26 protein-coding genes are annotated in these 24,077 nt (G+C 64.5%); 14 read left to right on the top strand and 12 right to left on the bottom strand.

Annotation, left to right across the window (positions count from 1 at the left end; all coding sequences use genetic code 11):
* Positions 1 to 5: 5 nt before the first annotated feature.
* Positions 6 to 344 (bottom strand): membrane protein insertion efficiency factor YidD, encoded by a 339-nt coding sequence (yidD, locus tag AYJ54_RS24945; protein WP_063702943.1) that lies wholly within the window; start codon positions 342 to 344, stop codon positions 6 to 8.
* A 250-nt stretch (positions 345 to 594) separates the two neighbouring features.
* Here yidD and AYJ54_RS24940 point away from each other — a divergent pair, with 250 nt between their 5' ends.
* Entirely contained in the window at positions 595 to 1,494 is a 900-nt protein-coding gene (locus AYJ54_RS24940) for a COG3904 family protein (RefSeq protein WP_063702941.1), read from the top strand.
* A gap of 138 nt (positions 1,495 to 1,632) precedes the next feature.
* On the opposite strand, the gene AYJ54_RS24935 is transcribed toward AYJ54_RS24940, so the two are convergent.
* Positions 1,633 to 2,088 (bottom strand): iron-sulfur cluster assembly scaffold protein, encoded by a 456-nt coding sequence (locus tag AYJ54_RS24935; RefSeq protein ID WP_063702939.1) that lies wholly within the window; start codon positions 2,086 to 2,088, stop codon positions 1,633 to 1,635.
* A 248-nt stretch (positions 2,089 to 2,336) separates the two neighbouring features.
* Here AYJ54_RS24935 and folE point away from each other — a divergent pair, with 248 nt between their 5' ends.
* The 4 genes from folE to AYJ54_RS24915 all read left to right on the top strand — a co-directional run bounded on the left by folE (position 2,337) and on the right by AYJ54_RS24915 (position 6,137).
* On the top strand, positions 2,337 to 3,029 hold the full coding sequence (gene folE, locus AYJ54_RS24930) for a GTP cyclohydrolase I FolE (protein WP_063702938.1): 693 nt from the start codon (positions 2,337 to 2,339) through the stop codon (positions 3,027 to 3,029).
* A gap of 26 nt (positions 3,030 to 3,055) precedes the next feature.
* Complete coding sequence (gene hisI, locus AYJ54_RS24925; RefSeq protein WP_063702936.1) at positions 3,056 to 3,478, top strand: phosphoribosyl-AMP cyclohydrolase; 423 nt, start codon at positions 3,056 to 3,058, stop codon at positions 3,476 to 3,478.
* Between the two features lie 172 nt (positions 3,479 to 3,650).
* Positions 3,651 to 4,700 (top strand): hypothetical protein, encoded by a 1,050-nt coding sequence (locus AYJ54_RS24920; RefSeq protein ID WP_063703362.1) that lies wholly within the window; start codon positions 3,651 to 3,653, stop codon positions 4,698 to 4,700.
* 261 nt (positions 4,701 to 4,961) lie between these two features.
* Positions 4,962 to 6,137: a DUF2336 domain-containing protein gene (locus tag AYJ54_RS24915; protein ID WP_063702934.1), complete on the top strand. Its 1,176-nt coding sequence runs from the start codon at positions 4,962 to 4,964 to the stop codon at positions 6,135 to 6,137.
* 261 nt (positions 6,138 to 6,398) lie between these two features.
* Here AYJ54_RS24915 and AYJ54_RS24910 read toward each other — a convergent pair whose 3' ends face one another.
* The 3 genes from AYJ54_RS24910 to AYJ54_RS24900 form a co-directional block, all read right to left on the bottom strand.
* Positions 6,399 to 6,977 carry an Hpt domain-containing protein gene (locus AYJ54_RS24910; RefSeq protein WP_063702932.1) on the bottom strand — a complete coding sequence of 193 codons (579 nt, stop codon included), beginning with the start codon at positions 6,975 to 6,977 and terminating at the stop codon, positions 6,399 to 6,401.
* A 27-nt stretch (positions 6,978 to 7,004) separates the two neighbouring features.
* Complete coding sequence (locus tag AYJ54_RS24905; RefSeq protein WP_063702930.1) at positions 7,005 to 7,550, bottom strand: response regulator; 546 nt, start codon at positions 7,548 to 7,550, stop codon at positions 7,005 to 7,007.
* A gap of 99 nt (positions 7,551 to 7,649) precedes the next feature.
* The gene (locus AYJ54_RS24900) at positions 7,650 to 8,423 is read right to left on the bottom strand and encodes an NAD kinase (protein WP_063702928.1); all 774 of its coding nucleotides are present in this window, start codon (positions 8,421 to 8,423) and stop codon (positions 7,650 to 7,652) included.
* 356 nt (positions 8,424 to 8,779) lie between these two features.
* Here AYJ54_RS24900 and AYJ54_RS24895 point away from each other — a divergent pair, with 356 nt between their 5' ends.
* Positions 8,780 to 10,348: a S10 family peptidase gene (locus AYJ54_RS24895; protein WP_063702926.1), complete on the top strand. Its 1,569-nt coding sequence runs from the start codon at positions 8,780 to 8,782 to the stop codon at positions 10,346 to 10,348.
* 88 nt (positions 10,349 to 10,436) lie between these two features.
* On the opposite strand, the gene AYJ54_RS24890 is transcribed toward AYJ54_RS24895, so the two are convergent.
* Together AYJ54_RS24890 and AYJ54_RS24885 are read right to left on the bottom strand one after the other, a co-directional pair.
* Positions 10,437 to 11,825 carry a serine hydrolase domain-containing protein gene (locus AYJ54_RS24890; protein ID WP_063702924.1) on the bottom strand — a complete coding sequence of 463 codons (1,389 nt, stop codon included), beginning with the start codon at positions 11,823 to 11,825 and terminating at the stop codon, positions 10,437 to 10,439.
* A gap of 111 nt (positions 11,826 to 11,936) precedes the next feature.
* The gene (locus AYJ54_RS24885) at positions 11,937 to 12,479 is read right to left on the bottom strand and encodes a tetratricopeptide repeat protein (RefSeq protein WP_063702923.1); all 543 of its coding nucleotides are present in this window, start codon (positions 12,477 to 12,479) and stop codon (positions 11,937 to 11,939) included.
* A 250-nt stretch (positions 12,480 to 12,729) separates the two neighbouring features.
* Between AYJ54_RS24885 and AYJ54_RS24880 the strand changes: the two genes are divergently transcribed.
* The 4 genes from AYJ54_RS24880 to AYJ54_RS24865 all read left to right on the top strand — a co-directional run bounded on the left by AYJ54_RS24880 (position 12,730) and on the right by AYJ54_RS24865 (position 15,141).
* The gene (locus AYJ54_RS24880) at positions 12,730 to 13,086 is read left to right on the top strand and encodes a His-rich protein BRANT (RefSeq protein ID WP_063702921.1); all 357 of its coding nucleotides are present in this window, start codon (positions 12,730 to 12,732) and stop codon (positions 13,084 to 13,086) included.
* 215 nt (positions 13,087 to 13,301) lie between these two features.
* A complete protein-coding gene (locus tag AYJ54_RS24875) occupies positions 13,302 to 13,712 on the top strand; it encodes a hypothetical protein (protein WP_063702919.1) in 411 nt (136 codons plus the stop codon).
* Between the two features lie 242 nt (positions 13,713 to 13,954).
* The gene (locus tag AYJ54_RS24870; protein ID WP_063703360.1) at positions 13,955 to 14,659 is read left to right on the top strand and encodes an outer membrane protein; all 705 of its coding nucleotides are present in this window, start codon (positions 13,955 to 13,957) and stop codon (positions 14,657 to 14,659) included.
* A gap of 242 nt (positions 14,660 to 14,901) precedes the next feature.
* Positions 14,902 to 15,141 (top strand): DUF6719 family protein, encoded by a 240-nt coding sequence (locus AYJ54_RS24865; RefSeq protein ID WP_063702918.1) that lies wholly within the window; start codon positions 14,902 to 14,904, stop codon positions 15,139 to 15,141.
* A gap of 24 nt (positions 15,142 to 15,165) precedes the next feature.
* Here the strand turns inward: AYJ54_RS24865 and AYJ54_RS24860 are convergent, their stop codons facing one another.
* Both AYJ54_RS24860 and AYJ54_RS24855 read right to left on the bottom strand, forming a co-directional pair.
* Positions 15,166 to 15,420, bottom strand: coding sequence for a hypothetical protein (locus AYJ54_RS24860; protein WP_063702916.1), 255 nt, complete (start codon positions 15,418 to 15,420; stop codon positions 15,166 to 15,168).
* Positions 15,421 to 15,725: 305 nt separating this feature from the next.
* Complete coding sequence (locus AYJ54_RS24855) at positions 15,726 to 16,106, bottom strand: hypothetical protein (RefSeq protein ID WP_063702914.1); 381 nt, start codon at positions 16,104 to 16,106, stop codon at positions 15,726 to 15,728.
* Between AYJ54_RS24855 and AYJ54_RS49705 the strand changes: the two genes are divergently transcribed.
* On the top strand, positions 16,105 to 16,368 hold the full coding sequence (locus tag AYJ54_RS49705) for a hypothetical protein (RefSeq protein ID WP_136623911.1): 264 nt from the start codon (positions 16,105 to 16,107) through the stop codon (positions 16,366 to 16,368). The genes AYJ54_RS24855 and AYJ54_RS49705 overlap by 2 nt on opposite strands.
* A 3-nt stretch (positions 16,369 to 16,371) precedes the next feature.
* Here AYJ54_RS49705 and AYJ54_RS24850 read toward each other — a convergent pair whose 3' ends face one another.
* Positions 16,372 to 16,563, bottom strand: a complete 192-nt coding sequence (locus AYJ54_RS24850; RefSeq protein ID WP_201724253.1) for a hypothetical protein — start codon at positions 16,561 to 16,563, stop codon at positions 16,372 to 16,374.
* Between the two features lie 254 nt (positions 16,564 to 16,817).
* On the opposite strand from AYJ54_RS24850, the gene AYJ54_RS24845 reads away from it, so the two are divergent.
* Positions 16,818 to 18,515: a methyl-accepting chemotaxis protein gene (locus AYJ54_RS24845; protein ID WP_063702910.1), complete on the top strand. Its 1,698-nt coding sequence runs from the start codon at positions 16,818 to 16,820 to the stop codon at positions 18,513 to 18,515.
* A 197-nt stretch (positions 18,516 to 18,712) separates the two neighbouring features.
* Here AYJ54_RS24845 and AYJ54_RS24840 read toward each other — a convergent pair whose 3' ends face one another.
* A complete protein-coding gene (locus AYJ54_RS24840; protein WP_063702909.1) occupies positions 18,713 to 19,012 on the bottom strand; it encodes a class I SAM-dependent methyltransferase in 300 nt (99 codons plus the stop codon).
* A gap of 59 nt (positions 19,013 to 19,071) precedes the next feature.
* Positions 19,072 to 19,698 (bottom strand): dienelactone hydrolase family protein, encoded by a 627-nt coding sequence (locus AYJ54_RS24835; RefSeq protein WP_161491900.1) that lies wholly within the window; start codon positions 19,696 to 19,698, stop codon positions 19,072 to 19,074.
* A gap of 348 nt (positions 19,699 to 20,046) precedes the next feature.
* Between AYJ54_RS24835 and AYJ54_RS24830 the strand changes: the two genes are divergently transcribed.
* Together AYJ54_RS24830 and AYJ54_RS24825 are read left to right on the top strand one after the other, a co-directional pair.
* The gene (locus AYJ54_RS24830) at positions 20,047 to 21,885 is read left to right on the top strand and encodes an outer membrane protein assembly factor BamB family protein (RefSeq protein WP_063703356.1); all 1,839 of its coding nucleotides are present in this window, start codon (positions 20,047 to 20,049) and stop codon (positions 21,883 to 21,885) included.
* Between the two features lie 288 nt (positions 21,886 to 22,173).
* On the top strand, positions 22,174 to 24,048 hold the full coding sequence (locus AYJ54_RS24825) for a hypothetical protein (protein WP_136623909.1): 1,875 nt from the start codon (positions 22,174 to 22,176) through the stop codon (positions 24,046 to 24,048).
* Positions 24,049 to 24,077: the final 29 nt, after the last annotated feature.

Raw genomic sequence — 24,077 nt, 5'->3', positions numbered from 1 at the left:
GCAGGCTAGGACGCGTTGACGCCGCGCCAGCGGCCGTAGCGCCACGGCAGGTACCAGCGCGCGCCTTCAGGTGCTGTCAGCGGCACGCGATCGATGCCTGAGGTGCCGAAGGGATGACAGCGCAGCAGGCGCGCGAGCGTCATCCAGCCGCCGGCCCAAAGTCCGAAACGTTCGATCGCCTCGTCGCCATAGACCGAGCAGGTCGGCAGGTGCCGGCAATTGTAACCGACGAGCGGTGACAGCGTGTGCCGATAGAGCCAGATCAGCGCGCGGCCAAACCTGCGCGGCAGCCGCAGCAGCGAAGCAGCAATGGTAGAACCAAGCTCGGATGCTGAATGCTTCATGTGCGCTCTGGTCCAAACCTATACCTTGAATTGCGCGGTTCCTGCGCACGGAACAGCAGTCTGTTGCGCGCGCGCCATATTTTGCCTGTTTTTAGGGAGCAGTGCAGCAAGTCCATATGGACGGACTGTATTCCCCCGGATACCATTTTTGTGACACCCGTGGGATAGGAACATACGTCTGTATGATCGACTCATCGGGCGCGAAGCGGGGATAACTCGCGCAACATTGGGGCTTGGGGAAGGAACCAGTTTGAGACTCCTGAAGTCGCTTGACCTTCGTGGTTGGTTGCTGGTGGGAACCGCCGCCTGTTGCGTCGCGCTGACGGGCGCGGCCGCGACCTTCACCTCTTCTGCACAGGCCGGCGCTGCGCTCGAAGAGCGCAAGCTGCCGATGAAGTTCAGCTGGATCGGCTGCGAGCCGAACTGCCGCGGCTGGGTCAGCGCGGTCGGCATCATCACCACAGATACGCCCAAGGATTTCGAGGAATTCGTACGCGGGCGCCAGCTTGGCGGCGCGACGGTCGTGCTCGACTCCAGCGGCGGTTCCGTCAACGACGCGATCACGCTCGGCAGGCGCTTCCGCAACCTCGGCCTTTTGACCACGGTCGGGATCACGATGCAGAACCGCGGCGGGCAGGGGGCTCGTCCGGCGGTCGCGCCCGAAGCATATTGCGAATCCATGTGCGTGTTCCTGCTGCTGGCCGGCAAGAAGCGGTATGTGCCGGAGGCTGCGCATGTCCGGGTTCATCAGATCTGGATGGGCGACCGCGCGGATGACGCCAAGGCGGCGAGCTACAGCGCGCAGGACCTGATGATCGTCGAGCGCGACATCGGCCGGCTCGCCAAATACACCTTCGACATGGGCGGCGCCGGAGACTTGCTCTCGCTGGCGCTCAACGTGCCGCCATGGGAAGATTTGCATGAGTTGGATGCGTCCGAACTGAAGCTCACCAACCTCGTGACGACCGCGCTGGTGGCCGACGTACTTCCGAACGTCAACGTCTCGGCGCCGGCGATGGCCGACCTTGCGCCGAAGACGCAGGACAGGTTCGGCGAGGAACCGGAGCAACCGCATCCGGGCAGATCAACGAAGACGGCGGAAGCATCGGTGCCGACCGGCGCGGCGCCGGTGGCCGCGTCGCAGAAGTAGATCTAACAACAGTTCTCGTCATTCCGCGCGCGTCAGCGCGAACCACAATGCGCAATTGCGCATTGGGGAATCTCGCTCCACAACATCTGGATTCCGGGTTCGCCGCTTCGCGGCGCCCTGGAATGGCGGGGTGAAAGCTCAGCCCTGCGCTGCCGCCGGCTGCTTGGCCTTGGCCTCGATCTGGCCGATGGCGTCGACCACGGCGTCGAAGGTCAGCAGCGTCGAAGCGTGGCGCGCCTTGTAGTCGCGGACCGGCTCGAGGAACTTGATCTCAGCCCATTTTCCGTCCGGTGGCGCGCCGTTCTCCTTGAGCATCTTGCGAACGGTTTCACGTAACTCACGGAGTTCGCTGGCAGTCGAGCCGACGACGTGACTTGCCATGATGGATGAAGAGGCCTGGCCGAGTGCGCACGCCTTCACGTCGTGGGCGAAATCGGTGACGGTGTCGCCATCCATCTTGAGGTCGACCTTCACGGTCGAACCGCACAGCTTTGAGTGGGCGGTGGCGGTGGCATCGGGGTCCGAAAGCCGTCCGAGGCGCGGAATATTCCCGGCCAGCTCGATGATCCGCTTGTTATAAATGTCGTTCAGCATGTGATGGAGTCCAGCACTTCCTCACCGGATCGGCCTTGGCGGGCGCCGTCCACGGTCCTATATAGGGGCGGAACTGGCGGAAAAACAGTCCAGCGGTCCTGTGGCCGGTGATCGAGAACCACGCGGCCGGGGTTGGAGCGGAGGATATTTTTTGCGCCGGGATCGGTTGTTCTCTTCAGGCGTCCGGCGGTTCTGCCGCCCCGTCTGCCGGTGACACTCCGGCCGCAAGGCCGTCGAACGGAGTTGACATGGACGCTTTGATCAAATCCATCCGCCCCAACAAGCCTTCCGACAAGCAGCCCGAGAGCCGTCCGGCGGAGCTTGATCCTGCCGAATTTCTCGCGGCCGCCGTCCGCGCCGACCAGCCGCGCCCCGCGCGCGCCGAGGCCGAGCAGGCGGTGAAGACGCTGCTCGCCTATATCGGCGAGAACACCGCGCGCGAGGGGCTCCTGGACACGCCGCGCCGCGTGGTCGAGGCCTTCGACGAGCTCTACCAGGGCTACCACCAGTGCCCGGCCGAGGTGCTCGACCGCACCTTCGGCGAGACCGCGGGCTATGACGACTTCGTGTTGGTGCGCGATATCGAGTTCACCTCGCAGTGCGAGCATCATATGATGCCGTTCTACGGCAAGGCGCACATCGCCTACACGCCGGTGGAGCGCGTTGTCGGCCTGTCGAAGCTCGCGCGCCTCACCGACATCTTCGCCCGCCGGCTCCAGACCCAGGAGCACCTGACGGCGCAGATCGCGGCGGCCATCGACGAGATCCTGAAACCCCGCGGCGTCGCTGTGCTGGTCGAGGCCGAGCATACCTGCATGTCGGTGCGCGGCGTCGCCAAGCATGGCGCGACGACGTTCACCAGCCGCTTCACCGGCATGTTCCGCGACAATCCGGCGGAGCAGGGCCGCTTCCTGTCTCTGGTGCGAGGCACGCAGCGCTGACCTCGCAAAAAACTGGCGAGGGTTCTGTGTCCGCTCACTCCCATGAGATCGAGGAAGGGCTCTCCTTCCAACCCCGGTTCGACGCGGCCGGCCTCGTGACCTGCGTGGCGACGGACGCTGCCACGGGCGACCTGCTGATGGTCGCCCACATGAACGACGAGGCGCTCCGCAAGACGATTGCGACGGGCGAGGCCTGGTACTTCAGCCGCTCGCGTAATGCCTTATGGCGAAAAGGTGAGACGTCGGGTCAGACCCAGCGCGTGGTCGAGATGCGCACCGATTGCGACCAGGACGCGGTCTGGATTCGGGTCGAGCAGGTGGGTGCGGCCTGCCATACCGGTCGCAGGTCCTGCTTCTACCGCAAAGTCGAGGCGGACGGCGGGGGCGCGAAACTCGCCTTCGTCGACGCCGAGCGGCTGTTCGATCCGGGTGCGGTGTACAAGAAATAGCTGTCCGTCATTCCGGGGCGCGTAAAGCGCGAACCCGGAATCCATCGCCAGGCACTACGCGGCTTAATGGATTCCGGGTTCGCACCTTTGGTGCGCCCCGGAATGACCGGGAGAGGCATCTTAACCCCGCATTAACCATACCTGTCCCACGGTGGGACGACAGGGCGCCGAATTGCCGGCGCCGCTCAACGCCGCGCGGGGCGGGCACTCCATCATGTCGGTCGACAACTCCAGTGCCACGCAGACGGCCGCTACGGACCAGTCGCGAGCGCGCGTTGCCGGCGCGATCAAGCAGGCCTCCAATCTCTCCGGCGTCAGCTTCGAATACATGCTGACCACCGCCAAGATGGAATCGGATTTCGATCCGACTGCGGGCGCCACCACGTCGTCTGCGCACGGGCTCTATCAGTTCATCGATCAGACCTGGCTCGGCACGGTGAAGGAGGCGGGGGCCCAGCTCGGCTATGGCAGCTATGCCGACGCCATCACCAAAACCTCGTCCGGCAGCTACACCGTCGAAGATCCCGTCATGAAGCGGTCGATCATGAAGCTGCGCGACGATCCACAGGCCGCGTCCGACATGGCTGCGGCGCTGACGCAGTCGAACAGCTTCAAGCTCACTGGCCTGCTCGGCCGCAGGCCGTCCGACAGCGAACTCTACATGGCGCATTTCATGGGCGTGGGCGGCGCGGCCAAGCTGATCGCCAATGCCGAGGACAATCCGCAAGCCGTCGGGGCGCGCCTGTTTCCCAATGCGGCCGCCTCCAACCGCTCGATTTTCTACGCCCAGGACGGCCGCGCGCGCAGCGTGTCGGAAGTCTATTCGGTGCTGTCGTCGCGCTATGCGGGCGCCGCGAGTTCGAAAGCGACCCGCAGCGCGATGGCGATGTATGGCGACGCGCCGTCGACGACCCAGGTCGCGAGCGCAAACGGCGTGCAGCCGACGCCTCTGATCGACAACGCCGCCTATCTCCAGACCTTCCCGGATACGCGTGCTGTGACGCCGGTCGGCGCGACGTCGGCAACGACCCTCGCCGACAATTCGCCGAGCACACCGGCGTTTCGCTCGATCTATCAGCCGGGCGATGCGACGCAGCCGGTCTCGACGACGGTGCAGAAATTGTGGGGCAACAACGCCTCGCTCACTTCGGCCACGCCTGAAGTTCAGCCGCCGCAGCCGCTCGACCTCTTCAGCGATCGCAGCGGCACGTTCTCGAGCTAACAGCCATTTCTCGTGTCCCGGACGCGCTGCTGCGCAGAGCCGGCACCTAGCATGTACGCGGAGAGGGATGGGGCCTTGGCAGCGCATCACTTCATGCTGCGCTGCACGGGGGCACGCGCGTATGCGGTCTTTGTTCCCTTAACAAAACGTCAATAAAACCAGTCGGTTATGGTGAACGCTTTGTTAAGCGTCGTGGTGTATTTTCGGTTGCAAGTGACAAGCCGTCACCGTTTTCGTTGGGTTGCGTAAGCCGGAAGGACCATGATCGTTCGGCAGTTTATCAGTTGGATCAGGACGGCGCCCGCCGGCGAGCGGGCCGAGGCAACGCGGGCATTGGCGCGCGCCTGGCTGATCTCAGACCTTTCCCATGACGACCGCGTGGCCGCCGAAGGCGCGCTGTTGATGCTGCTCGACGATCCGTCGCCCCTGGTGCGACAGGCGATGGCGGAGGCCTTTGCGTGGAGCGCCGAGGCGCCGGCGGCGATCGTGCGGGCGCTGTCGGCGGACCAGCCCACCGTCGCGCTGCCCGTGCTCGAACATTCCCCGCTTCTGATCGATGCCGATCTCGTCGACATCGTCGCGACCGGCAATGACGAGGTGCAGTGCGCGATCGCGCGCCGCATCGCGCTGGCGACCTCGGTCTGCGCCGCGATCGCCGAAGTCGGCTGTGCCGCCGCAGCCCTCGAATTGATCGAAAATCCCTACGCCGAACTCGCACCGTTCTCATGGGACCGCATCGTCGAGCGCCACGGCCATCTCGCCGCGATCCGCGAGGCGATGCTGGTGCTGGAGGATTTGCCGGCGGCCACGCGCGCGGCCCTGGTTGCGAAACTGTCCGAGACGCTGGCGCAGTTCGTCGTGGCGCGGAATTGGCTGAGCGCCGACCGCGCCGGCCGCATGGCGACCGAGGCGCGCGACCGCTCCACCATGAACATCGCCGCGCGGTCGCGCGGCGATGACATGCAGGGCCTGGTGCGGCACCTGCGCGTCACGGGTCAGCTCACCGCGGGCCTGATCCTGCGCGCGCTGTTGTCGAACAATCTCGAACTGTTCGACGCGGCGCTCGCCGAACTATCCGATCTGCCGCTGGCGCGCGTGTCCGCGCTGCTGCACGATCGTCGCGGCAGCAGCCTGCACGCGCTGCTCCGCCGCGCCGGTCTGCCGGAGGGCACCTTTGCGGCCTTCCAGGTCGCGCTCGAGGCCTGCCACGAGAACGGCTTCGTCGATACCGACGAGGGCGCTGCGCGGTTGCGCCGGCGCATGGTCGAGCGCGTGCTCACCCATTGTGAGACCGATCGCGGCGCCACCGAACCGCTCTTGATCCTGCTGCGCCGTTTCGCGACCGAGTCGGCGCGCGAAGAGGCGCGGCTGTTCTGCGACGAACTGGTCGCGGACGAGGCGATCGTCCCGGTTTACGATGATCTGATCGCGGCCTGATGAAGGGCACCGGACGATGGGCAAAGGCGCCTTAGCGCCGTGCCCACCATCCAACCGCGCAAGCCGAGTGAATCGGTGGGCACGCTTCGCTTTGCCCACCCTACAATTCCCGAGCGCGGCGTAGAACGAAGCAGCAATAGGGCACGGCGGGAAACACAAGCTCCGTCATTGCAAGCGCAGCGAAGCAATCCAGAATCCCTCGGCGGGGACAGTCTGGATTGCTTCGCTGCGCTCGCAACGACGAGAAGAAATAGCCGAGCGCTACTCCCCCGGCACGATGCTCGGCGCCAGGATCGCTTCGAGATGCTCGGGGCGGTCGCGGTTGACGTGGGCGAGATATTCGTCGGCGACCTTGCGTAGACGGCGGCTCAGTTCGCTGGAGACGCTGAGGCTGTCGAGCCTCGTGTTCTCGTGCACGATCGCCGTGATGGCGTTGATGTGGTGCGAGAACAGTTCGGCCGGCACCCTGGCGAGATCGGGCGCATGCTCGATGACCCGGCACAGGCTTTCGGCGATCACAGCCGCTGATGGAAAGCCGAACGTGGCCGCATCGCCCTTGATGTCGTGAGCGGCGCGGAACAGCTCACCGCGCCGTGCGTCGTCGAAGCCATCTTTCTGGATGGCGGCCCAGGCGGCGGACAGCCGGTCGACCTCGGTCGCCATCCAGTCCTTGAACTCGCCGGAGAGGCCGGCAAGCGCCTGCTCGGCGCGTCCGACCGGGTCGTCCATGTCCTTGGCCTCGACCCGGCGCAGCACCTTGCGCAGCGGATTGGGCTGCGTAATCACGTGATGGGTGGCGAAGGCCTTGACCTCGATGTCCCTTGCGCTGTTCTTCGCCATGATGCCTGCCTCGCTTCAGACGTTGCGCTAGATGGACGAGCGGGCCTTGTCGAGCAGCGAGGGCTGCTGGAGCACCTCGTGCTTCTCACCGACGCGGCGCTCGGGGCCCATATAGGCGGAGTTCATGTTGCGGCGTCGGTCGGGCCCGAAATAGGTCTTGGTCTTGATGAAGGGCCGGGGGTTGGCGACCACGTTGAGGATGCGCTGGTAGAGGCCCTTGGCCGAGATCGGCTTGGCCAGGAATTCGGTGACGCCGGCATCGCGCGCGATCGTGACCCTGCGCTTCTCCGAATGTCCCGTCAGCATGATGATCGGCGCGTAGGGGTTGCCCTTGGATTCCGGCTGCCGGATCATCTGCGCGAGTTCGAGCCCGTCGAAGATCGGCATCGCCCAGTCGGTGATGACGATGTCGGGCACGTAGTGGCTGTACATTTCAAGCGCGGTCGCGCCGTCCTCGGCTTCATAGACCTCACGCGCGCCGAAGGAGTGCAGCAGCGTCCGCAGGATGCGGCGCATGTGCGGATTGTCGTCGCAGACGAGGAAGCGCAGCTTGTTGAAGTCGATGCGGAACATGACGCCCGGGCCAAAGCGGTCAACCTTCGTTAACCATATCGTGCCGGGAGTTAACGAAGCGTTGCGACCGGGGCTCCAGTGGGCTGCGAGGCAGCCGGCTCAGTAGCCGAACTGCTCCCGCAAAATGCGCTCTTCCAGGCTGTGACCGGGATCGAACAGCATGCGCATCGAGATGGTCCTGTCGGCGAGCACCTCGACGCGGCGGACGTCGCGCACCTCGTCGTGGTCGGCCACGGCGGCGACGGGACGCTTCTCGCCTTCCAGCACCTCGATCACGACATAGGCCGTGTTGGGCAGGAGGGCCCCGCGCCACCGGCGCGGGCGGAAGGCGCTGATCGGGGTCAGTGCCAGCAGCGCGGCGTTGATCGGCAGGATCGGTCCCTGCGCGGACAGATTGTAGGCGGTCGAGCCGGCCGGGGTCGCCACCATGATGCCGTCGGCGATCAGCTCGGGCATGCGCTCGCGCTCGTCGATTACGATGCGCAAGCGCGCCGCCTGGTAGGTCTGTCGGAACAGGGCGACTTCGTTGATGGCATGATGGAGGTGCACGCGGTCGTGCACGTCGGTTGCGCGCATCAGGAGCGGATTGATCTCGGATTCATGCGCCGCCTCGAGTCGCGTGCGCAAATCGTGGGTCGAGTACTCGTTCATCAGGAAGCCGACCGTGCCGCGGTGCATGCCGTAGATCGGCTTTCCCGTGTGCATGTTCTGGTGCAGCGTCTGGAGCATCAGCCCATCGCCGCCGAGCGCGACTACGACGTCGGCATCCTTCGGATCGCAATTGCCGTAGCGTTCGGTGAGCTGGTTGAAGGCGGACTGTGCCTCGATGCTCGGGCTGGCGACGAAGGCGATCCGGTCGTAGGACTTGGTCATGGGCTTCCGGGCAGGTGCCGCTGGCTCGAGGAGGTTGCGCCGGGGTCGTCTATACGACCTGGGCCTCCATTGTCGAGGATGACCGCCTCTCAAAGCAAGCGGAGGGTGGCCGGGACGGCCGCCCGTCCCGATTCAGGGTAAAGCTGGGTCGATTTGCGCCCGATCAGCACCGGTATGAATATTTCACGACAACTGCCCCGGGGCGTGAAGCGATAGTTCGGGCCGACTTTGGCCTAGAACGCGGGGCGCTGCCGGACCGGTGATCCCCCAAACCGTCGCAATTCCTCGCTAGTTTTTCGACTGTCACCGGCTCGCAACCGACAACGGGCGACCACAGCCGGGCAGGGAGAATGATCATGGTCATGGGTTTGCCGGCACTGCGCCACGCGGGGCTGGTACTGGCTGTGTCCGCTTTCGCGTTCGCAGGATTCGCGCATGCGGACGATCCGCCGCAGCCGCGCCCCGAGGCGACTGCGCCTACGGGGCAGAAGGGTGGACGTGGCGGCAGTTCGCAGACTGCGGCGCAGGCTTCGCCCTCGGCCGCCGAACAGCATGGTCTCCCTGCGGATGCGACGACGAATCAGATGCTCGACCTGCCGGGGCGAACGCTCGCCTTCACCGCGATAGCCGGCTCGATCCGGCTGTTCGACGACAAGCGCGAGCCGCAGGCCGATATCGCCTACACCTCCTATGAGCTCGACGGCACCGACCACGCCACGCGCCCCGTCACCTTCCTGTTCAATGGCGGGCCCGGCGCATCCTCGGCATGGCTCCAGTTCGGCAGTGCCGGGCCGTGGCGGCTGCCTCTCGATGGCGAAGCCCTCTCGCCATCGGCGTCGCCCGAGGTGAAGCCGAACGCGGAGACCTGGCTCGACTTCACCGATCTCGTCTTCATCGATCCCGTCGGCACCGGCTACAGCCGTTTCGTCGCGAGCGGCGAAGACGTGCGCAAGCGGTTCTATTCGATCGATGGCGACGTCAGCTCGATCGCGCTCGTGATCCGCCGCTGGCTCGAGAAGCACGGCCGGCTGCTCTCGCCGAAATATGTCGCCGGCGAGAGCTATGGTGGCATTCGCGGGCCAAAGGTCGTGCGACAGTTGCAGATCCAATACGGCGTCGGCGTCAGAGGATTGATCCTGCTGTCGCCGCTGTTCGACTTCCGCGAGTTCACAGGCACCAGCCTCCTGCAATATGTTGCGACCCTGCCGAGCTATGCGGCGGTCGCGCGCGAAGCGAAGGGGCCGGTGACGCGCGCCGATCTCGCCGACGTCGAGGCCTATGCGCGCGGTGAATTCCTGGCTGATCTCGTCAAGGGCCAAGCCGACAAGGAGGCCACCAATCGTCTCGCCGACAAGGTCGCAGCCCTGACCGGCATCGACCAGGCCGTGAGCCGCAGGCTCGCCGGCCGTTTCGATGTCGGCGAATTCCGTCGCGAGTTCGACCGCAAGAACGGCAAGGTCACCGGCCGATATGACGCTTCCGTGCGAGGCTTCGATCCCTATCCGGATTCGAGCAGCTCCCGTTTCGGCGATCCCTCCGGCGATGCGCTTCAGGCGCCGCTAACCAGCGCTGCGGTCGATGTCCTGACACGCAAGCTCAACTGGCGGCCCGACGGCTCCTATGAAGTGCTGAATGGTGCCGTCGAACGCGCCTGGGATTTCGGCCACGGCATCACCCCGCCGCAGTCGGTGTCGGAGCTGCGCCAGATCCTTGCGACCGATCCGAAGCTCAACGTGCTGGTCGGGCACGGGCTGTTCGATCTTGCCACGCCCTATTTCGGGTCGCAGAGGGTGCTCGACCAGCTGCCGGCCTTCGCGACGCCGCGGATCAAGTTCGTCGTCTATCCCGGCGGCCACATGTTCTATTCGCACGACGGCTCGCGGCAGGCGTTTCGCGGCGAGGTCGAGGCGCTGGTCAAACGGTAGAGCATGATCCGGAAAAATGTGCAGCGGATTTCCGGGAAGATCATGCTCCAGCTAAAAACCTGGAGCGCGATGATGCTTCAGCGTGAAGTCAGTGCGCTCCAGGCCGGCGCTTGCGCGGCGGATATCTGCGCGCGATCTCGCGCGCGACGACGGCCTGCGGCTTGACGTTGGCACCGGCGAGCCAGATGTCGCTGACCTTGCAGCGCTTGTCGCGAACGCGACGCACCGGCTCGCCATGGCTGGAATAGCCGGCGGCGAAGGCGAACCTGCCGGTGTCGCGGCCGGTCACTTCGATCTCGGCGGCATCCATGAACGGGTTGTTGAACTGCGGATTGGCCACGAGTACGCGGTTGCCCATCGGCACCAGATCGGTCGCGCCCCAGATCGTCCACCAGCGGCCGGTCCAGTCGCGCACGCGCCGGTGAGGCGCGCCACGCGTCTGGAAGGCGCGCAGGATCTGCATCGCACCATCCATCCAGATCGGCGCCGCGCCGTCGATGGAATTGCTCAAGATGCTGATCGCGACCTCGCAGCCTGGAATGGAGCAGGTTCGGGAGATATAGCCCTGGAAGCCGCCGCCATGGCCGAACCAGTCCCAGCCGTCGGTTCTGCCGGCGTTGACGCCGAGGCCGTAATAGCCCTCGAGGCTTTGTGGGATGCGCCAATGCTGCCGAGTCATCTCGCGGCGGCTCGCAACTGACAGAACGCTCTTCTTCGCGTTGGGCGCGAGCTGCGCGAAGAAGCGCGCCGTGTCGGCGGCGGTGGCGACAAAGCCCGCGGCAGACGCCAACGCGTCGGCCGGGTTGTCGCCAGGGATCACGCAGCGCTCGCCGAGCGGCAGCTTTCGCGTGTGACCGCGCGCGAACGGCGCGCCTTTGGGAATCGGCGCGTTCGGTTCGGTCTCGCGCAGGCCCGCGGCCTCGATGATCTCTCGCTTGATCCAGACAGGATAGGGCTCCTTCGTCACCGCTTCGATCACGAGCCCGATCAGTCCAAAACCGTGATTGGAATATTTGAAGCGCGTGCCGGCCTCGATCGCAGTCGGCAGCTCCAACTCCGCGCGCAGCTCCTTCTCGTTCAGGTAGGGTCGGCTGTCGATGAACTGGCCGGAGTCGGCGCCATCACGCGTCAGTCCTGCGCTATGCGAGAGAATCTGCGCGAGCGTCGTCTCCGCGACGCGCGGATGCAGGCCGGTGACATATTGGCCGACGGGATCGTCGAGCCGCAACCGTCGCTGCTCGCGCAGCTTCAGGATGCCGGCTGAGGTGAAACTCTTCGAATGCGAGGCGATGCGGAAGCGGTGGCGCGGCGTGAGCTTCTCGCCGGTGTCGAGATCGGCGCAGCCGAAGGCATGCTCGGCGACGACCTCTCCGCGATATGTGATCGCGATCATGACGCCTGGCTGTTGCGATCCGACGAGCTGAAATTCGACCCAGGAGCCGATGTAGTCGATCGCGGATCGTAACCACGTGTCCATTGCGCACCGATTTGCGAGGGGGATGACGGAGCGAAGGCTAGCCGAGAAAGCAGAACCGGCACAACCCCGAGGGTTGTGCCGGTTCGTTTGTCTTCCGAAGTTGGGGATACCTCAGTAGACGAGCGTCGCACCGGTCGGCTTGTCCAGCGCGGCCGCAAGCGAGCGATACTCCGCGCTATCGGTGCCGGCGAGCGAGGCGATCTTGTTCAGATGATACTGCGCCTGTTCGCGGTTGCCCTGCTCGAGCTGCCAGAGCCCATAATACTGCCAGGTGCGGACGTGGTTCGGATCGTCCTTCAACGCCAGCTCGTAATAGGTCTTCGACTGCTGATAGTCGCCGAGCTTGCGGTAGGAATAGCCGATCAGGTTGGCGACATCGGCGACGTCGTCGCGCTCGAGCGACTTCAGCTGGTCGATCGCGCTCGTGTAGTCGTGGCGGTCGTAGATCGTGGTGTAGGCCGTGCGATAGGCGGCGAGGAATTTGGGATCGCTGACAGAGGAGCTCTTCTTCTTCGATTTCTTGCCCGAAGAGTCCGACTTCGGCGGTGACGAGGGCTCGTCGCTGCCCGCGGCATAGGCACTGGTCAGCACCGGCGCGGCCGCTAGCGCCATCGAGACGAGTCCCGGTACCAGAAGCATTGAAAGTCTGCGCATCTCTTTCTCCCGTATGGAACGAGGCGATCCTACACGATTGCCTTCTGACGGGAACACCCGGCGCGCAAAAACATTCCCGGCCGCCCGGCTCATTCCCTACGCCGAGGAGATGACAAACTTGTCATGCAGATGAACGGAAGCTTGCGATGCGCTTCAGGATGGGTTCAGCGCGTTCCACCTAGGCTGTCTCCTACGATCGAAGGGTCGGCGAGAGGGCGCCGCCTCAAGATCCTTCCAAGAGGAGACCACCATGTTGAAGACCATTTCTGCAGCCTTGCTCGCAGCTTCCGTGATCGCAGCTCCGGCCTTCGCCGCCGAAGCAGGCAAGACCACGACCTCCGCACCTGTGATCAAGGCGGATCAGTCCCAGACAAAGGTGTCGAACACCGCCGCGAAGCCCGACGCCGGCGTCAAGGCCGACACGAAAGCCGCCGATGTCAAATCGGACTCCAAGGCGAAGGCGATGAACGCCAACGCCGCGATCTCGCCGGCAGAGCACAAGTCCGTGCGCACGCACCGCCATCATCACAAGCAGGTGTCGGCCAAGAAGTCGCTGAAGACGCAGCCGGACGTCACCAAGCCCGTGAGCACCGAGAAGCGTAGCTAACGGCTGATCCCGCGAGGCGGCATCCCCCGCATTGCCCCGCCGCCTCGCGCGGAGTTCAGGCCGGCCCGTTTCGTCATGGCGTGCACGCGAAAGCGTGAACGTCGGGCGGCGGGCCGGTGTTGCCGTTCTGGCCAGCCGGCAGGCCTTGCGAATTCCCTTGGGGCAACCTTGGCGCTAGAACATCTCCGAGTCGGATTTGGTCGGAGACGTGGTCTGTGGGGCGATTGGCGAAACGTGCGGCGGTTCTCGTGCTGCCGCTGGCGCTTGCGGCGTGTTTTGGCAGCGAAGGTGACCGTCCGTCCCTGATGGATGCGGGGCCGCAGCCGTTTCCCGACAATTTCCGCAGCGACACGCTGGCGCTCATGCGCGCCTATCTGAACAACCCGGTCGGCGTACGCGACGCCAGCATGGCCGAGCCGGTGCTGCGGCAAGTTGGCGGCCGGCCGTTCTATGTGAGTTGCCTGCACTTCACGCCGCGCGAAGCCGACGGCAGCTATAAGACGATGCGCGAGCGGGCCGTCGTCTACGTCAACGGACGGGCGGATCGCGTGATCGAGCGGGCAAACGAGCTTTGCGCCGGTGCGGTTTACGCACCCTTTCCAGAACTGGAAAAGATGGCGCGGTAGCGCAAAGCGAGCCTTCATCGCCCGGTGGTAGACGAGAGCCGCCGGAGCCGATGGATCACATTTTGGCGAGCTTTGAACGAGCGGTTTGACCTTGCGACAAATTGTTACGGCAGTCCGTGCGCGATCGGCAGAATCTGTCGGCGCACAGTCGAGAACGATCACCGTTCCGGCATCGCCGCAAGGCAACCAAATTCGCGCCACGTTGTTTCCTGAGGGTCGAATTTGAAAGAACGGGGATGATCATGAAGACGATTTTGCTCGGCGCGGCGGCTTTGCTTGCGCTGGCAGCGCCAGCCGCGGCAGCCGACATGCCGGCGCGCACCTACACGAAGGCGCCGGTCACGGCGCCGCAGGTGATTTATAACTGGACCGGTTTCTACATTGGTGGCCATGTCGGCGGTGCGTTCGCCGGAGACAACACTTTCCAGTCGAGCGACGCCCGCTTCCTGGGCGGTGTGCAGGGCGGCTTCGACTACCAGTTCGCGCCCAACTGGGTCGTGGGTGCCGAAGCGCAGTATTCCTGGCTGCCGACCAACAACAACGCCGTTGGATTCCCGCTCGGCACACAGGTAACCTCCAACACCGACCAGATCGGCTCTGTGACCGGTCGCATCGGCTACACCTGGGGTCCGACGCTGCTGTATGCCAAGGGTGGCTACGCCTGGCGCAACAACAACCTGACCGTCACCTCCGCCGGCGCGCCGGTCGGCTTTACCACCAGCGGCAACAACAAGAACGGTTATACCGTCGGCGCCGGCCTGGAATACATGTTCGCGCCGAACTGGTCGGCCAAGGCCGAGTACCAGTACTACAATTTCGGCAGCACCACCTTCACCTCCGGCCCGGCCGACATCGCCGGCGTTCGGGGCCGGGACGACGAGCATACCGTCAAGGTCGGTGTGAACTACCGCTTCGGCTGGGGCGGCCCGGCGGCCTCGCGCTACTGATCCGCCTAGGGCGACTACGTCTCACAAAGGCCGGCTTTGCCGGCCTTTGCTTTGAGGGGCGGCCTTTCTGGCCTGCCCCTTGCAGGCGACCCTTCAACCAAAAACCAAAGCGACCTTTCGACGCGCGCCTTCTCACGCGCGTCATGGGGCAGCGGTAAAGCAAAAATAATTTTTGCGACTTACGGAACTCGCGCTCCGGAACGCGTTAATATGAAAATTCCCGGGCTGGTGGGACAACGAACATGCGTATCTTGGCGTCGGTGGTGATCACGTTCCTCGTCGCGCTGCCGTGCTCTGCACAGACGATCCTCAAATCCGAACCTTTGATGCTGGCGCCCTACGAGGTGGCCTTTGTCCGGGATATCTCTTGTCCGTCCGGCAAGGTGCTGAAGGTGACCGGCGCGATCCGCGGGCTGCATCGCAGGAAGGCCTGCGTGGCCCTCTCGGGCGAGCAGGCATCCCTGGCCACCGCGACGCCCTGAGCCGGATCAGTCCGCCGTCGGATCTTACGAATTGAACTGAAGCTCCCGTCGGGATTGTCGCTCGGCGTCTGCCTTGTTCTTGGCCGGGTCTTCCCCCTGGGCAGCCCGGCAAGGCTTGATTTCGTAGTCGTTGTCGAGCACCCGGCGCGGCCCCGGCCGCTCATTGTCGTTGGCAACGTCCACGACCAGCCCGCTCTGCTGCGCGAGCTTCCAGACGTCGGCCTCGGCCGGATAGGCCTTGCTGATTTGGGCATCCTTGCAGAACAGGGCGTAGGGCATGCTTCCCGCTCCCACAAAGCCCCTTAACGGCCGGGCGGGGCGAGGGGTTCCGAAGGGTGGCGTCGATCACGGGGCCGTGAACGAGGACTGCGGGGCCTGAGTCGTAAACGAGTCCTGAATCCCCGGAAAAAGAATCCTTGGGACTCTTCCGCCGGAATCAGCGGATGCTCCGGGCCATGACGACCGGCCTGAAGACCTCCTGTGAGCACATGCTCCTGCCGCTGACCCTGGCGCTGTTGGGCGCCTCTGCGGCCAATCTCTTCCTGGTATGGTCGTGGTTGTGACCGGGCGGTGGCCGGTACGTCTCACTTTCCGGATGGCGGACGGGGCGAGACGTCGCGGATAGCCGCGCGGAGCTTGGTCAGTGTTGCGGTACAATACTCCTCGCGTTCGCGCTCAAACCGCTCCTGATGTCTGCGGAAATTCGCGATACGGTCCTGCATCTCGCTACGGAGGTCGCCGCCCGTCCGCGGCGATGCAACCTGGAAGGGCTGAGGCGGCGGGATGGCCGGCGGCGCCTCGACCTCGGACGCAATCTCGATCGGGCGGACCGAGGTGGTCTCGGCCGAGTCCGGCATAGGCGCGGGGGCGTCCGGTGCGCGGGGATCGCCCGTCCAGCCGGTCACCGATTGGACAAAGGCCAGTGTCTGCGCGATCAGTGCGTCGCGTTCCCTGATCCACTTCATGATCCACCTCGGGCGGCGCCATTCCAGCAAAGCGGCTGCGCCGAATCAAGCTCGTTTGCAAGGGATTGCATATTTTTCCCGATCGCCTGACACTCCCAATATGGATGTCCTGGAAGAGTCGGACGAAGCGCTGGGCTTGAGGCTCGTGCGCGCCTTTCTGTCACTGCCGCCCGCGAAGCGGGCGGAGGTGATCGCGTTCGTCGAGGAGTTGGTGCGCGCTCACGGCCGATCCGACGAGGGCAAGGAGGCGTCTCCAACGTGAGCGCTATCGCTCGCGCGGATTGATGTTCGGTGCGAAGGGCGCGCCGACAACCCGGACGGGCGGCTGAGCCGCCATATCGATCGGCTCGCTCGCAGCGACGCGCTGATCCGGCATCTGGCCCGAGACCGGTTCGAACAGTGCAATCGTCCCTGCCACGACGGCACAGCACAGCGTGACCATCGCCAGCAGAAACATGTTTCGGTCTTCTTCCCTGATCCGCATGGCCCGAGAACGAGCGACGCAAGCGATTGGTTCCGGGTTGGCGATGCCGGGCCAGAGACCTTGCGAAGGTGACCGAAGCTTACGCCAAGCTTACGCGCGGGCCTTGAATGGTTATTTTTCCGTAAGAATACCCGTGTCATTTGGTATCAATTTTTAACGTCCGCCGGTTCCAATGGCGTCGCTGGGACGACTTCCGTCCCGTTGATCGGAAATCATTGGCGGCTGCGATGAGCTTTTTGAATAATTTGAAGATCGTGTGGAAGGTCGCGCTGATCGTGACCGTGATGGGTTGTGCGCTTATCGGCGTCGCGACCTTCGGCGCACGGGAGCTTTCTTCGACTGTCGACGGTTTTGCGGAGCTCTCCGCTGCTCAATCGGCATCGCTCAACCTGACGCGCGCACAGCGCCGGATGGAGACCTATCACGCGGCGCTGTACGCGGTCTTTACCGAGGTGACCGAAGCGGGCAACGCCAATCGCCTGAAGACCGCGAACCAGAACCGCAATGAGATTCGTCAATACCTGGACGCGGCCGCGCAGGATGATCCTTCCCGCGCAAACGAGATCAAGAGCATCAGCGACCAGTTGAAGGCTGTGTTCGCAGGCTGCGATCCGGTGCTGCAGGCCGGCGCCGCCGCAAGCGGCACGGAGGAGAACGCCAAGGCCGCCGAACGTGCGCACAAGGAATGCGACCCGGTGATCGACGCGTCTCTCGCGCGGGTTGCGACATTCACGTCCGATGTGTCCAAAGCGGTCGCCCAGCGCAAGCAAGCTATCGAGCGCGACGCCAGATCCGCGATCTGGACCGTGATCGGCGTCGGTGCCGGCGGTCTGGTGGTGGGCATCGCGATCGCGCTCTTCATCGGCCTCAAGGCGATGTCGCAGCCGATCGCCCGGCTCAAGCTCGCCATGGAGGGCCTGGCCCGCAACGACCTCAAGACCGAGGTGCCGGAGAAGGATCGCAGCGACGAGATCGGCGACATGGCCAAGACGGTCGAGGTGTTCAAGACCAATGCGCTCGAGGTCGAGCGCCTCAAGGCGGCGCAGGCGGAAGCCGAGCGCCAGGCCGGCGAGCAGCGCCGCCGCGACATGTTCAACCTTGCCGACGGTTTTGAACGTGCGGTCGGCGAGATCATCGACACGGTCGGCTCTGCGTCGACCGAACTCGAAGCATCGTCCTCGACGCTGGCGACCACCGCGCAGCGTGCGCAGGAACTGACCTCGGTCGTAGCTGTCGTTTCGGGCGAAGCCACCGGCAACGTCCAGTCGGTCGCGACCGCCACGGAAGAGCTGTCCTCCTCGGTCAACGAGATCAGCCGCCAGGTGCAGGAATCCGCCCGGATGGCAAGCGAAGCCGTCAATCAGGCTCGCACCACGACCGAGCGCGTCAGCGAGCTCTCGGTTGCGGCGACGCGGATCGGCGATGTCGTCGAGCTGATCAACACCATTGCCGGCCAGACCAACCTGCTGGCGCTCAACGCCACGATCGAGGCGGCACGCGCAGGCGAAGCCGGCCGCGGTTTCGCGGTTGTTGCTTCCGAGGTGAAGACGCTGGCCGAGCAGACCGCGAAAGCGACCGGCGAGATCAGCCAGCAGATCTCGGGCATCCAGAACGCGACGCAGGAATCCGTCACCGCAATCCGGGATATCTCCGCGACGATCGAGCGGCTGTCGGAAGTGTCCTCGACCATCGCCGCGGCGGTCGAAGAGCAGGGCGCTGCGACCCAGGAGATCGCCCGCAACGTGCAGCAGGCGGCCCACGGCACCCAGCAGGTCTCCACCAACATCACCGACGTGCAGCGCGGTGCGGCCGAGACCGGCTCGGCCTCCTCGCAGGTGCTCTCGACCGCCAAGATGCTGGCGACCGACAGCAACCGGCTGAAGCTCGAAGTCGGAAAATTCCTCTCGACGGTGCGCGCCGCCTAGGTTCGCGCGGCGGCGCTCCTCCGCCGCGCGCTCGCGGCCTATCGCGCCAGTAGGAAGCCGAGCGCGAGTGTGAACAGCGCGGCCGTCATGACGACGGCCGCAACCGCGCCGGCGGCGATCCTGGCTCTCTCTCGGAAGGTAGCAGGGCGCATGGAACGCGCACGTTAGCTTATGTTGAACTTCGATCCAACATGTGGTTAATGGCTGTCCCCGCGATGCAAGCGCCTAAGATCCGGCATATCGATCAGGCTGAGATAGCTGACGACCAGATCGAAGGACGTATCGACATCCATCGTCTCGGCGCGGCCAAGCCGATAATCGCCTTGCGGGTGCATCTCTCTGGCGCGCGCGAGCAGCGCCTCGGTGGGATCGATGCCGGTGGTGCGGATGCCGGCGCGCTGCATGATGCGGCCAGCGATCGCGAAGATGGTGGCGGCGCTGCGGCCAGGCGGCACGCTCCTGATCGCCAACCTGACGAGCTTCAAATCGCCCGCCATCGCCGCGTGCCCTATTTCCACATGATGGAGTGGCAGAAGCCGGTTTGAGGCGAACCCGGTCAGGCTGCGAGCCTTGCCTGGAAGAAGCGGGTGACGCGGCCGATCGCGTCCGACGTCATCGGGTCGGTGTCGGAGAAATCAAAGCCGTGCGACCTGTCCGGATACGGCACGAACTCGGCCTCTGCGCCGACGGACCTCGCAAGCTCGATCAGTTTCTTGCCGTTCGCGATCGGTACGTTCCGGTCGGCTTCGCCGTGCAGCGCGATCATCGGCGGCATGTGCTTGACCTTGCCGGCCATCGCTTCGTGCATGCCGGCATAGAGCACGGCGAGCGCCGCAATGCGCTCGTCGCGGGCGGCAGTATTGGCGGCGATGAAGCCGCCGAGCGAAAAGCCCAGCAGGCCGACGCGCCCAGAGCTGTCGAGGCGGTCGAGAATGGTCGTGACGGTGGCGGAGACCGTGTCCGACCAGCCGTCGAAGCGCCCGGTGTCATAGGCCTCGCGGCTCTCTTGCGTGCTTGTCTTCGGATTGAGCGCCGCCGTGTCGCTGTCGGTCATGTAGCGGAGAAGATAGGCATCGATGCCCTTGGCCGACAGCGCGTCAGCATATCGCCCATAGGCGCGTGGCTTCAGCTCGATGCCGCGCGAGCCGTGCAGCAGGATCACGGCGGGCCGCTTTCCGGTCATGCCTGCCGCGTAGCGCGACACGGACAGGCTGTCGCTCCCGCAGGTGATGCTGAATTCTTCGCCTGGCGGCCATGCGCGACGGACGGCAAGAGCAGAGCAGCCAATCCGGACAGAGCTTTTCGGCGGGTGATCATCGGCGGGCTCATTTGATGGAGATTCCGGACGCGACGCGTTGGCTGTATAGTGCATCTGCGACGGAATTTTGTCTCGTGCCATCGTCCGAAGGTCTCCAAACGTCCACTCTGTGTGACAGGCGCGGGCGCGGCGTCCGTTGCTTGGTCCATTGCCCTCGCGCTACACTTGGGGTTGTGTGAAGCGATCTCGACGGTCACGATGTCGGAGCACGTCATGAGACTGAGCGCTGTCGTGGCTGCACTGCTGCTTTGGTGTTGCGCTTCGGCGAGCGCGCAACAGGACGGTGCGGCGCTCTACGCAAAGCATTGTGCGCAATGTCACGACGCCACTGACGCCCAAAGCCGTGTGCCGGCCCGCAGCGCCATGCAGGCGATGTCGTTCGAACACGTGCTGGCGACGCTTTCGACCGGCAGCATGGCGGGAATCGCGAAGGAGCGCAGCGACGATGAGCGCCGCGCCATTGCCGCCTTCGTCACCGGCAAGGCCGCGACCAGTAGCGCCGCAGCTGATGCGCAGGGCCGCTGCACGCAGCAGGCTGCCGGCTTCCCGCAACCGCTCGATGGTCCGCGCTGGAACGGCTGGGGCGTCGACGTCAGCAACAGCCGCTTCCAGCCGGCCGACATGGCGGGCCTCTCCGCCGACGAGGTGCCGCGTCTGCGGCTGAAATGGGCCTATGCATTCCCCGGTGCGTCGGTGTCCTTTGCCCCGCCGACGGTCGTGGGCGGTCTGTTGTTCATCGGCGGCACCGATCGCAAGGTGCATGCGCTCGACGCGAAGAGCGGCTGCACGCTGTGGACCTTCGCAACCGATGCCGCGGTCCGCGCCGCGATCAGCTTCGCACCGCTTGCAGGCACCGATCAGTTCGCGATCTTCTTCGGCGACCTCAAGGCCAATGCCTACGCGGTGAACGCCCTGACCGGCGCCCTGATCTGGAAGGTGAAGGTCGAGGAGCATCCGGCGGCGCGGATCACCGGCGCGCCGACGCTCCATTCCGGCGTGCTCTATGTGCCGGTGTCCTCGCTTGAGGAGGCCGCCGGATCGCAGCCGAGTTACGAGTGCTGTACCTTCCGCGGCAGCGTGGTGGCGCTGGACGCTGCGACCGGCAAGACGGTCTGGCAGGCCTATACGATCCCCGAGGTGCCGCATCCGACCGAAAAGAATACAAAAGGCACGCAGCTCTTCGGTCCGTCCGGCGCCGCGATCTGGTCGGCACCGACGATCGATCCGAAGCGGAATGCCGTCTATGTCGCGACCAGCAATTCCTATTCGAACCCGCCGGCCGCAACCGCCGATGCGATCCTCGCCTTCGAACTCACGACGGGAAAGTTGCTCTGGAAGCAACAGGCGACGCCGAAGGATGCCTTCATCGTGGCCTGCTATGGCGCGGACAAGACCAACTGTCCCGAAGATCACGGGCCCGATCATGATTTCGGCCAGTCGCCGATTCTGGTGACGTTGCATGATGGCAAGCGCGTGCTCGTCATCGCGCAGAAATCCGGTGTCGTGCACGCGCTCGACCCTGATGATGGCGGCAAGATCCTGTGGCAGACGCGGATCGGGAAGGGCGGTGCGCTCGGTGGCAGCGAATGGGGCTCGGCCGCGGACCAGGACCGCATCTATGTCGCCAATTCCGACGTGCGCTTCCTGCGCGACGGCACGCGGCGTCTCGACTCCATGCAAGGCGGCGGCCTGTTCGGGCTCGATCTCGACAGTGGCAAAATCGCGATGGAGGTGCCGCCGGTGCCCTGCGGCGATCGCCCGCAATGCAGCCCCGCGCTCTCGGCCGCGGTCAGCCTGATCCCCGGCGTGGTGTTCTCCGGTGGGGTCAGCGGCTTCTTGCGCGCCTACGCAACCGGTGACGGCAAACTCTTGTGGGAGTTCGACACAGCACAAGACTACTCCGCCGTGAACGGCATCCCCGCCCATGGCGGCGCGATCGACGGCCCAGGTCCGGTCATCGCTGATGGCATGCTCTACACCAATTCCGGCTACGGCCAGTGGAGCGGCGTCCCCGGCAACGTGCTGCTGGCGTTCGAGGTGGGGAAGGAGTGACGCTCGTTCCCGCGGTCGTGCGAGCAGGGCAAGCTTGACATTTCGCGTGTTTTTGCGCCACGGTAAGTTGCTATGGGGGCAAGATGGCAGGCTTGGGATGGGGCTACGAGACGTCTGGCGTGGCCGGTCGTCATCGCTCTTGCATTCGTTAGCTTTCTCGTATTTCAGCACAATGTTGAGCGCTATCCTTACTATGCGCTCGACGATATGGATCAATTGACGGCGCTGGATGTTTTGCTGTTTCGGGGCGGGATGCTTCCGGATCATATCACGCATCCGACAGCCGGAATGTACCTGCTGTTTAGCCTTACCCATCGGATTGGGTATGTCCTCGGCCTGCTGCACCTGCGTGACTTCAACGGAATCGAAACCTGGGCCAACCCGCTGCTTGGCACAGCCGAGCTGATCGAGTTCATTCGAGGGCATCTGCCCTTCCTTGCGGTTGCGAGTTCCTTGCTGCTGGCCGTCGCCGTGGTCTGGGCGGTCGATGGAAGCGTGTGGATGATTGCGGCGGTCTTCCTGTCCTTGGCGTCTTCCCGCGCGCTTGCCTTTCACACCCTCATCTTCAGGACCGACAGCTTCGCGCTGTTCTACGCAGCTGCGGCCGTCGCGCTCGCGGTGGCGGCGATGAAGCAGCACGGACGTGTCGCAATTGCGTTCGCAATCGGGTCTGGCGTTCTCTGCGGGCTGGCGATGACCTCGAAGGTGCAGATCATCTCAACCATCGCCCTGGCGCCCGCATTGGTGCTGTTGATGATGGCGAGGAACAACGCAGAGGCGTTTCCAGATATCTCCTCGCGGCGAAATTTGCACGTCTCGCTCGCTGCGATCGGGACCTACTTGTTCTTGATCGGCATCTCGACGCTGCCGATGCCATCGACCTTCGTCCACACGCGAAGTTCGTTTTCCAACTTCGCGCTGTGCCTGGCCGGGTTCGCGGCGATTGCGGCGCCAGGACTTATGACGCGGATCGTTCCGCAACGTGGCGTCCTATATCGCTTCCTTTCGTTCGCCAATCTGATGGCGCTGGGTTTCGCCGCATCGTTCCTCTTGCTGTGGTTCGTGATGATGAGCCCACGGAGCGGCGTTCAATTCGTTGCGGCCCTTGCGAAGGTTTCCTTTCTCGGAACGATCGACCCGGCCCTTGTACCTGGACATCAAAGCTTCCGGGATCAGGTGCTCAGTTCCCCGATATTGCTGTTGATGCCGGCCCTGCTACTGGCATTCCTCGCCTTGTGGCGCCCGCGGCTGGCCAGCAACGCCGAGCTCGTCGTGCTTGCGGTGATCGGCGGTTTGGTCGTGGCTTCGGTTCTTTGGTTCGATCGCAGCGTCATGAACGCGGACGCGATCTTTACGGAGCCCCTGACGTTGTCCTTTGCCTGCATCATGCTCGCCATGGCTTGGCAGGGTGGTGGCCGCGCTGTTCGCGCCGTTGTGGCAATCTGTATGGCACTGCTGGTGTTTCGCGCCGTTCCCCAGACTAAAATCTGGGCGCTGACCGATACGGGATATGCGGGATATTTTCGCGAGAGCCGGCAAATCCTGACGCCCTATCAACTGGGCAATCAGCAAAACATCGAAAATTCGTTCCGGCGGTTGTTCGTGCTCGACGACAGTACGAAACATTCCGTCTCCGAGCGCGCCCGTTCATTGGTGTTCAAGCAAGCCGCGGACTACGGCTTCATCACCAAGCAGGTCGCCTTCGCCATTCCGAACCGGGGCGCGATCGACTGGAGTCGAATCGGTGTGCTTGGCGAGGGGCTGAGACCGTTCGGGCTCGTCCGGGCCGATCTCTGGTTCACGACCGTGCCGGCCGAGTTGGAGGGGGCAACCGTCTACGTTCCGCCGATGTCCGCGCCTGTTCCGGGAGCGGCATGGCTTGCGCGTGCGCTGATATCTTGCGGCCTCTATGACTTCGAGGTCAACGCGTGGCTGCGTCTCGACGCCGATAGGATAAGATCGCGCTCGGACATGGAGGTGTTTGCCTTCGTGCCCGCCGAGCGGCGGCAGCAGTTCGATGTTCCGGAAAATGCCCCGGTCGTGGCGATCGCCGATCGCAGCTATGTCGGCGTTCCTGTGCCGACGAATGCCGACGGTTCTCTGTTTGCTCGGCTTGGATCGGTGGAAGACCGTTTTATCGTGATCAAGCGCAGATATTCCTAGGATAAGGCACCGCGGTCTCTCGCGTGCCG

The organism is Bradyrhizobium centrolobii (assembly GCF_001641635.1).
Classification (GTDB): domain Bacteria; phylum Pseudomonadota; class Alphaproteobacteria; order Rhizobiales; family Xanthobacteraceae; genus Bradyrhizobium; species Bradyrhizobium centrolobii.
The sequence above is the reverse complement of the archived record's forward strand: the minus strand, read 5'-3'. Positions and strand labels throughout refer to the sequence as shown.

Bases quoted from the DNA above. Each gene is read 5' to 3' on its own strand.
- yidD (WP_063702943.1), bottom strand. From the start codon at position 344: ATGAAGCATTCAGCATCCGAGCTTGGTTCTACCATTGCTGCTTCGCTG.
- AYJ54_RS24935 (WP_063702939.1), bottom strand. From the start codon at position 2,088: ATGCTGAACGACATTTATAACAAGCGGATCATCGAGCTGGCCGGGAAT.
- folE (WP_063702938.1), top strand. From the start codon at position 2,337: ATGGACGCTTTGATCAAATCCATCCGCCCCAACAAGCCTTCCGACAAG.
- AYJ54_RS24915 (WP_063702934.1), top strand. From the start codon at position 4,962: ATGATCGTTCGGCAGTTTATCAGTTGGATCAGGACGGCGCCCGCCGGC.
- AYJ54_RS24910 (WP_063702932.1), bottom strand. From the start codon at position 6,977: ATGGCGAAGAACAGCGCAAGGGACATCGAGGTCAAGGCCTTCGCCACC.
- AYJ54_RS24905 (WP_063702930.1), bottom strand. From the start codon at position 7,550: ATGTTCCGCATCGACTTCAACAAGCTGCGCTTCCTCGTCTGCGACGAC.
- AYJ54_RS24900 (WP_063702928.1), bottom strand. From the start codon at position 8,423: ATGACCAAGTCCTACGACCGGATCGCCTTCGTCGCCAGCCCGAGCATC.
- AYJ54_RS24895 (WP_063702926.1), top strand. From the start codon at position 8,780: ATGGTCATGGGTTTGCCGGCACTGCGCCACGCGGGGCTGGTACTGGCT.
- AYJ54_RS24890 (WP_063702924.1), bottom strand. From the start codon at position 11,825: ATGGACACGTGGTTACGATCCGCGATCGACTACATCGGCTCCTGGGTC.
- AYJ54_RS24885 (WP_063702923.1), bottom strand. From the start codon at position 12,479: ATGCGCAGACTTTCAATGCTTCTGGTACCGGGACTCGTCTCGATGGCG.
- AYJ54_RS24880 (WP_063702921.1), top strand. From the start codon at position 12,730: ATGTTGAAGACCATTTCTGCAGCCTTGCTCGCAGCTTCCGTGATCGCA.
- AYJ54_RS24870 (WP_063703360.1), top strand. From the start codon at position 13,955: ATGAAGACGATTTTGCTCGGCGCGGCGGCTTTGCTTGCGCTGGCAGCG.
- AYJ54_RS24865 (WP_063702918.1), top strand. From the start codon at position 14,902: ATGCGTATCTTGGCGTCGGTGGTGATCACGTTCCTCGTCGCGCTGCCG.
- AYJ54_RS24860 (WP_063702916.1), bottom strand. From the start codon at position 15,420: ATGCCCTACGCCCTGTTCTGCAAGGATGCCCAAATCAGCAAGGCCTAT.
- AYJ54_RS49705 (WP_136623911.1), top strand. From the start codon at position 16,105: ATGATCCACCTCGGGCGGCGCCATTCCAGCAAAGCGGCTGCGCCGAAT.
- AYJ54_RS24855 (WP_063702914.1), bottom strand. From the start codon at position 16,106: ATGAAGTGGATCAGGGAACGCGACGCACTGATCGCGCAGACACTGGCC.
- AYJ54_RS24850 (WP_201724253.1), bottom strand. From the start codon at position 16,563: ATGTTTCTGCTGGCGATGGTCACGCTGTGCTGTGCCGTCGTGGCAGGG.
- AYJ54_RS24845 (WP_063702910.1), top strand. From the start codon at position 16,818: ATGAGCTTTTTGAATAATTTGAAGATCGTGTGGAAGGTCGCGCTGATC.
- AYJ54_RS24840 (WP_063702909.1), bottom strand. From the start codon at position 19,012: ATGGCGGGCGATTTGAAGCTCGTCAGGTTGGCGATCAGGAGCGTGCCG.
- AYJ54_RS24835 (WP_161491900.1), bottom strand. From the start codon at position 19,698: ATGACCGGAAAGCGGCCCGCCGTGATCCTGCTGCACGGCTCGCGCGGC.
- AYJ54_RS24830 (WP_063703356.1), top strand. From the start codon at position 20,047: ATGAGACTGAGCGCTGTCGTGGCTGCACTGCTGCTTTGGTGTTGCGCT.
- AYJ54_RS24825 (WP_136623909.1), top strand. From the start codon at position 22,174: ATGTACCTGCTGTTTAGCCTTACCCATCGGATTGGGTATGTCCTCGGC.